The 6,894-nt window shown below is 44.1% G+C and carries 6 protein-coding genes, 5 tRNA genes and 1 rRNA gene; 9 read left to right on the top strand and 3 right to left on the bottom strand.

Annotated features, from left to right (window positions below; translation table 11 throughout):
* The first annotated feature begins 140 nt into the window (after window positions 1-140).
* Both rrf and IQQ51_RS04405 read left to right on the top strand, forming a co-directional pair.
* Window positions 141-256: ribosomal RNA gene (gene rrf, locus IQQ51_RS04410) — 5S ribosomal RNA — on the top strand.
* 79 nt (window positions 257-335) lie between these two features.
* Window positions 336-412, top strand: a tRNA-Asp gene (locus tag IQQ51_RS04405).
* A gap of 678 nt (window positions 413-1,090) precedes the next feature.
* Here the strand turns inward: IQQ51_RS04405 and pssA are convergent.
* Both pssA and IQQ51_RS04395 read right to left on the bottom strand, forming a co-directional pair.
* On the bottom strand, window positions 1,091-2,431 hold the full coding sequence (pssA, locus tag IQQ51_RS04400) for a CDP-diacylglycerol--serine O-phosphatidyltransferase (protein ID WP_086971616.1): 1,341 nt from the start codon (window positions 2,429-2,431) through the stop codon (window positions 1,091-1,093).
* Between the two features lie 91 nt (window positions 2,432-2,522).
* The gene (locus IQQ51_RS04395; RefSeq protein WP_193840481.1) at window positions 2,523-2,954 is read right to left on the bottom strand and encodes a GNAT family N-acetyltransferase; all 432 of its coding nucleotides are present in this window, start codon (window positions 2,952-2,954) and stop codon (window positions 2,523-2,525) included.
* Window positions 2,955-3,020: 66 nt separating this feature from the next.
* On the opposite strand from IQQ51_RS04395, the gene murB reads away from it, so the two are divergent.
* Window positions 3,021-4,067: a UDP-N-acetylmuramate dehydrogenase gene (gene murB / locus IQQ51_RS04390; protein WP_193840480.1), complete on the top strand. Its 1,047-nt coding sequence runs from the start codon at window positions 3,021-3,023 to the stop codon at window positions 4,065-4,067.
* A complete protein-coding gene (birA, locus tag IQQ51_RS04385) occupies window positions 4,064-5,029 on the top strand; it encodes a bifunctional biotin--[acetyl-CoA-carboxylase] ligase/biotin operon repressor BirA (RefSeq protein WP_193840479.1) in 966 nt (321 codons plus the stop codon). The genes murB and birA overlap by 4 nt, the downstream gene beginning before the upstream one ends.
* A 7-nt stretch (window positions 5,030-5,036) precedes the next feature.
* Here the strand turns inward: birA and coaA are convergent, their stop codons facing one another.
* Window positions 5,037-5,960: a type I pantothenate kinase gene (gene coaA, locus IQQ51_RS04380; RefSeq protein ID WP_017066910.1), complete on the bottom strand. Its 924-nt coding sequence runs from the start codon at window positions 5,958-5,960 to the stop codon at window positions 5,037-5,039.
* A gap of 210 nt (window positions 5,961-6,170) precedes the next feature.
* On the opposite strand from coaA, the gene IQQ51_RS04375 reads away from it, so the two are divergent.
* The 5 genes from IQQ51_RS04375 to IQQ51_RS04355 all read left to right on the top strand — a co-directional run.
* Window positions 6,171-6,246 (top strand) — tRNA-Thr (locus IQQ51_RS04375).
* Window positions 6,247-6,290: 44 nt separating this feature from the next.
* Window positions 6,291-6,375: transfer RNA gene (locus IQQ51_RS04370), tRNA-Tyr, on the top strand.
* Between the two features lie 39 nt (window positions 6,376-6,414).
* Window positions 6,415-6,489, top strand: a tRNA-Gly gene (locus IQQ51_RS04365).
* A 13-nt stretch (window positions 6,490-6,502) separates the two neighbouring features.
* Window positions 6,503-6,578, top strand: a tRNA-Thr gene (locus tag IQQ51_RS04360).
* Window positions 6,579-6,673: 95 nt separating this feature from the next.
* The coding region (locus tag IQQ51_RS04355) for a GTP-binding protein (protein ID WP_228012678.1) at window positions 6,674-6,894 on the top strand (221 nt) is incomplete at its 3' end.

The raw sequence follows: 6,894 nt of genomic DNA, 5'->3' as shown, positions 1-6,894 counted from the left end.
AGGCATTGAGCTAACCTGTACTAATTGCCCGTGAGGCTTAACCATACAACACCCAAGGGGTTTTGTGGACTCAAAGACAGACCTTGAATGAGTTTGAAGAGATAGACTTTTAAATACAGTTTTCCGAATTTTAAAATTTGCTTGGCGACCATAGCATTGTGGACCCACCTGATTCCATGCCGAACTCAGAAGTGAAACACAATAGCGCCGATGGTAGTGTGGGGCTTCCCCATGTGAGAGTAGGACATCGCCAGGCTCCAAATTTATTTTCACTTTTTTGAAAAGTGAAGACAAAAAGTTTGAACACTTGTCAGCGACGACAAGTATTCCACTGCGGAGTGGTAGTTCAGTTGGTTAGAATACCGGCCTGTCACGCCGGGGGTCGCGGGTTCGAGTCCCGTCCACTCCGCCACTTATTAGAGAAGCCCTGCTAGAAATAGCAGGGCTTTTTTACATTTGAAGAAAAGTGTTTTGCTTATAGGTTATATGGGCGCTGTAAAGACACTGAACCCCTGCACTTCACGCTATTCCATTAGAAAGCCTAGTCTGACGACTAGGCTTTCGTCGTTTCCGGCGTATGTGTTTTGGATTTTAGTAGCAGATCCTTATCGCTAGCTATCAAGTACTTCTCTATATATCGGGAGGTGCTGCTTGGGAATATAGGTGGTCACTTCTAACTCAGGTAGTTAAGCTAAATAGAGCAGAGCACTAATCTGATTGTTTTACTAAGTGAAATTCCCTATCGCGTACGTACTTCGCCGTAAGGAGTGACGAGCGTTATTGCTTGAATACGTAAAGGGTAATTGCCGATTATGTTCGTATTGGTACTCGTTTAGCTGCTCTCTGTACCTGAACCACGTATCTGAAACTTTTAGACTGACTAAGGTAAAAGGATGTTTAACATTTCAAGCTATCACACTCACTATGAATAAATAGAGATGTTGACTCGAAATAACCATCAAGCAAACCTATCTCGCTATCTCGCTATCTCGCTATCTCGCTATCTCGCTATCTCGCTATCTCGCTATCTCGTAGATACAAAAACGCCTAGCGTTTGCTAGGCGTTGATAAATAGTGTTTTGATACACCGCTACAGTATTTGTTTGAGCACTCTGTCGGCTTTTACACGAGTGATTTTACGAATCAACTTCTGAACTTCCATCGGGTAGCTCTCTACCTTGTCTAACTGCTTATAAGTACAAATAAGCTGAGTGTGTTGAAGGATATTATCCACTTCAGCTTGGAACTTATCAGTTAGGTGATGGTAGTTATCTTGGATAAAGATACCGTTCTCTAGATCCAGCTTCCAGGCGCGAGGGTTTAGGTTATTACCTGTTAATAGCATGTAGCGCTTATCTACCCATATGCCCTTTAGGTGGAAGCTATTGGAATCGTGTTGCCAAAGTCGAATTGATAGATTACGGCTAGCAATATGAGCTTCATTCGCTTTAGCGAAACGACGTAAGTTCAGTTCGTAAAGGTATGGCAGACCACCAATCGTTTTAAACTCTTCTTCTGGCGAGATAAAGAAATCATTCGCTGTCTTGTCACCAACAACAATGCTGACCTTTACGCCACGCTTAAGCGCTTTCTTCACTTCTTTAGCTAGGCTAGGTGGGAAGTTGAAGTAAGGTGTGCAGATAAAGATCTCATCTTTAGCTTGAGCGACGAGTTGGTTGATTCCTTGATTCAGACGGTTACGTCTCTTACCGATACCAACCAATGGTGTTACAGCTACTTGGTCTGCTGAAACCTCTTGCCCTTCGAATTGATACTGAGATCTTGCTAATGATGCACGAAACTGACGAATCGCTGGTTTCAGTTCTTTGGTCGCAGGCTTGTTCTTATCAGCTAGGTCATAAACAGCGCTGTCCGCAACCATCTGTTCGTGTACGTAGGCAAACATTGAGTCAGCAAGAGCCGCGTTGTTTAAAACGTGGTAACGATCAAAGCGATAGCGGTCATGGTAATTCAGGTAGATATTGTTAAGGCTTGCACCGCTGTATATTACGCTGTCATCGACGATAAAGCCTTTTAAGTGCAATACGCCAAAGACTTCTTTGCCACGAACGGGAATGCCGTAGACAGGCACAGAATGCTGATATTTTTCTGCAAACTCTTTATACATGGCTGCATTGCCTTCAGAAGACTCTGCACCAATCAATCCGCGCTGCGCTCGGTGCCAATCGACACAAACGCTCACGTCTAATTCTGGATTCTTTTGCTTTGCTTCATATAAGGCAGTTAGGATCTCACGGCCAGCTTCATCATCTTCAAGGTACAAAGCGACTAAACTAATACGAGTCGTTGCGCGAGATATCTCATCAAGTAGGCGAGTTCGAAACTCTTTCGCTGATAGTAGTACTTCAAACTTGTCAGGATTCTGCGCTATGGTTGGCAACTGTATGAATGGATTCCTACTGGCAATCATATTGACTGTTTTACCTTAAAAATATGCAAAATTGAGAACCTTTAATTTTACCAAAGGGATAGTACCAAATACTAGATAATCGAGGCATTCTCTAACAATTTTGCTGATAATGCATAGGAATGAGATCTTTTCCGCTATTCGAATAGCGCTCGTATAAAACTCTTAAACCATTTGGTAGATCTTTGGGGTCTACTTGTACGAATTTGTGTCGCGCGTAAAAATTGGTGAGATGAGCGTACGAAAAGCAGTAATCGTCTTCCGTAAGCGTATGTTGCGCACAATAATCCATAAGCTGGGAGCCTAATTGCTGACCACGATGTTGTTTTGATATCGCCATACCAGTAAGTAAGCGATTATTTTCTATTGTACGAAAACGGACGACACCGCACAGCTCGTTATCCAGTAATAACGAGTAGATCAGTTCACTCTTATTCGCTTTTCCCGTTGGGTAGTGTTCTTTATAGAAACGTTTAACTAGGGGAACCTTTACTGGGTCTAATTGAGTAATGATGACATTGTTCATTCAGTCACTGCGCCATTGGTTTATCTGCTGTAGAATGACCGCAGTGTAAGTTAATTGAATATCGCCATGCAATTCCATCTCAATGCTAGTTTAAAAAATGTTCATACTTTTTCCATCGATCAGACGTGTGATGCGTTGGTTGAAGTCACCACTACCGAAGAACTGATTTCGCTTTACAAAGACCCTAAATGGTCAGCTTTGCCTAAGTTGATACTGGGTAAGGGCAGTAATATGCTTTTTACGGAGCACTTCGCTGGCCTGGTCATTGTGAATAAATTAGCCGGGATTGAGCTGGCCGAGACGGACAGTCATTACCTACTGCATGTAAGTGGTGGCGAGGATTGGCCAAGCTTGGTTGAGTGGAGTGTGGATAAGGGGTTGGGTGGTCTAGAGAATCTAGCAATGATACCCGGCTGTTCAGGCTCTGCTCCGATTCAGAATGTTGGTGCGTATGGTGTTGAGCTACAAGACGTATGCGAGTATGTCGATATCCTGTGTCTGGATACTTATACAGTTAAGCGATTAAGCAAAGAAGAGTGTCTCTTTGGTTACCGAGATTCTATTTTCAAACACGCTCTCTACGATAAAGCGATTGTTGTTGCGATTGGTTTAACGTTGCCGAAAGAGTGGGAGCCATGCAATCACTATGGCCCGTTAAAAAGCCTAGCAGCCGATACGCTTTCTCCTCGCACTATATTTGATGAAGTGTGTGCTATCCGTTCAAGTAAGCTGCCAGACCCTAGAGTACAAGGGAATGCGGGCAGCTTCTTCAAAAACCCTGTGATCACCAAAGACCATTTTGATCGCCTGTTAGCTCTATACCCAAACATTGTCGGCTATGAGAGTAATGACATGATCAAAGTCGCTGCGGGCTGGTTGATTGATCAATGCCAGTTCAAGGGCGTGACAGAAGGTGGTGCTCAGGTTCACCCCAACCAAGCATTGGTTATCATCAATTTTGATGAGGCTTCAGCTGTGGATGTCCTTAAGCTTGCAGAGCGAGTACGCCAGTCCGTTTTGAATAAATTCGATATTCGATTGGAACATGAAGTGCGCTTTATGGGACGAGACTGCGAGACAAACCTGGACAAGGCTTTGGAGTCATTGGCATGAGAGAACACAGTACCAAGCTTGCACTATTGAGATGCCTTGCTGACGGTGAGTTTCATTCAGGTGAAGACCTAGGTGAAATGATTGGTGTGTCACGAGCGGCTATCAGTAAGCACATTAAGGGTATTCAAGAGTGGGGTTTAGATATCTATCGAGTACAAGGCAAGGGTTACAAGCTAGCCAGTCGTTTAGATATGCTTGACCAAGAAAAATTGTCTGCAGTTAGTCGCGATGCTTCTCTTGAATTGATTCCCATTATAGGTTCTACAAACCAACACCTATTAGAGCGTACTAACACCCTCGAATCGGGTTCTGTCTGTATTGCGGAATATCAAGCAGCGGGCCGTGGGCGTCGTGGACGAGAGTGGGTGTCGCCATTCGGTGCAAACCTCTATCTTTCAATGTATTGGAGACTCGACGCTGGGATGGCTGCCGCAATGGGCTTAAGCCTTGTGGTTGGCGTGGCTGTTGTTGAAGCTTTGGAAGAAATGGGCGTAGAAGGTGTAAAGCTCAAATGGCCGAACGACCTCTACCATAATGATAAGAAGCTTGCAGGTATCTTGGTCGAGCTGTCAGGGCAGTCTGGTGGCGCTGCGCATATTGTGATTGGTTTAGGGCTAAACCTATCCATGGATCCAACAACATCAGGTATTGGCCAACCATGGACTTCCCTTAAAGAAGTGTGTGATGGGAAGGTGCCAGACCGTAACCAGTTAGCGCAGGCTTTGATCAATGCTTGGGATAAATCTCTTGCCGATTATGAGTTGAAAGGAATGTCCAATTTTGTAGAGCGTTGGAACCGCTTGGATAATTTCTTAGGTCGCAATGTTAGATTGATCATTGGACCTAGAGAAATTGAAGGTGTTGTTCAAGGCATCGATGAACAAGGTGCTGTATTGCTCAAAACTGAGAATGGTGTCGAGAGCTATATTGGTGGCGAGATATCGCTAAGAAAACGCGACTAAGGCGTTACTATTTTCTTAGTAACACTTCTTCAACCATATGATCTGCGCCTTTACGTAGAATCAGATGAGCCCTTTCTCTTGTCGGAAGGATATTTTGTTCAAGGTTCAAGCCATTAATTGAACTCCAGATACCTTCCGCTTTATCCAATGCGGCTTGGTTCGATAATTTAGTGTAATGACTAAAGTAAGAGCCAGGCTTAGTAAACGCACCATCGCGGAATTTCATAAAGCGATTGACGTACCACTCTTTGATTTGTTGGCTATCGGCGTCAACATAGAGTGAGAAATCAAGGAAGTCTGAAATAAACACGCGATGTGGCTCGTGTGGATAATTCATTCCGGTTTGCAAGACATTAAGCCCTTCAATAATAAGCACATCTGGTAGGTCGACGCACTTAACGTCATCGGTAATGTTGTACGTAAGGTGCGAGTAAACAGGGGCCGTGACATTTCTCTTGCAAGCTTTTACATCCGAAACAAAGTTCACTAAACGTTTTATATCGTAAGACTCCGGAAAGCCCTTTTTGCTCATCAACCCTTTCTCTTCTAACACCTCGTTTGGATATAAAAAGCCATCGGTTGTCACTAGTTCAACTTTTGGGTGATTTTCCCAGCGAGAGAGTAGGGCTTTAAGCAGACGCGCAGTGGTACTTTTGCCAACAGCTACGCTACCCGCAATGCCGATGATAAAAGGTGGCGCTTTCTCTTTCTTATCTAGAAATTGGTGGAGTACCGAGTTTCTATTCTGTCTGGCTGCCACATAGAGGTTCAATAGACGAGATAGCGGTAGATAGATCTCTACTGCCTCTTCCATTGTGAGCTTTTCATTGATGCCTTGAAGCTCTTTTAAGTCGCTCTCAGAAAGTGTCATCGGAACTAAATTCCTTAGCTCAGACCAACGTTCGCGGTCAAATGACATAAATGGGCTCATACAAAACTCTATAGTGGATAACAAAACAAGTGCATGGAAAATACATCAAGCGATAGATAAATAAAATATCTTCCTGTACTAGATGCGGGTTAAAGACGTAAACCTTGAGCTAAATAGCCGTATGTAGGAGTTTGGTCAGAGAATTTTGCACTTTTTTTCAATTTACTATTGCAAGGTGGAAAATCATTCAATAAAATGCGCCCCACTTGTGCCGACTTAGCTCAGTAGGTAGAGCAACTGACTTGTAATCAGTAGGTCACCAGTTCGATTCCGGTAGTCGGCACCACTTTCTCCCTTCCTTTAAAGCAAGCGAGAGAAAGCTCAAAATTTGGAGAGGTTCCCGAGTGGCCAAAGGGAGCAGACTGTAAATCTGTTGGCACTGCCTTCGATGGTTCGAATCCGTCCCTCTCCACCATATTCTAAAGGTTAAATAGCTCAAACAGAGTTACGTGTTGCGTGCATCGTATAATGGCTATTACCTCAGCCTTCCAAGCTGATGATGCGGGTTCGATTCCCGCTGCACGCTCCAACTCATTTTGTGTGCTGATATAGCTCAGTCGGTAGAGCGCACCCTTGGTAAGGGTGAGGTCCCCAGTTCGACTCTGGGTATTAGCACCAGTCTAAAGCTTCTTCTCCTTTAATAAAGAAAACCATTTTTTTTGGTTGCGTGGTCTTATTTTAAGCCACCTAATCCGTACCTAGAGGGACACCCCATGTCTAAAGAAAAATTTGAACGTACGAAACCGCACGTAAACGTTGGTACTATCGGCCACGTTGACCACGGTAAAACAACTCTAACTGCTGCTATCTGTACTACACTTGCAAAAGTGTACGGTGGTGTTGCTAAAGATTTCGCATCTATCGATAACGCTCCAGAAGAGCGTGAGCGCGGTATCACAATCGCAACTTCTCACGTTGAGTACGACACTCCAGC

Origin of the sequence: Vibrio sp. OPT18, from assembly GCF_015163615.1 — a bacterium.
GTDB lineage: Bacteria > Pseudomonadota > Gammaproteobacteria > Enterobacterales > Vibrionaceae > Vibrio > Vibrio coralliirubri.
Note: the sequence above shows the minus strand (reverse complement) of the source record. Positions and strands in the feature narration are given on the sequence as shown.

Excerpts from the sequence above, each read along its gene's own strand:
- murB (WP_193840480.1), top strand. The coding sequence starts at position 3,021 with ATGCAATTCCATCTCAATGCTAGTTTAAAAAATGTTCATACTTTTTCC.
- IQQ51_RS04395 (WP_193840481.1), bottom strand. The coding sequence starts at position 2,954 with ATGAACAATGTCATCATTACTCAATTAGACCCAGTAAAGGTTCCCCTA.
- birA (WP_193840479.1), top strand. The coding sequence starts at position 4,064 with ATGAGAGAACACAGTACCAAGCTTGCACTATTGAGATGCCTTGCTGAC.
- pssA (WP_086971616.1), bottom strand. The coding sequence starts at position 2,431 with ATGATTGCCAGTAGGAATCCATTCATACAGTTGCCAACCATAGCGCAG.
- coaA (WP_017066910.1), bottom strand. The coding sequence starts at position 5,960 with ATGAGCCCATTTATGTCATTTGACCGCGAACGTTGGTCTGAGCTAAGG.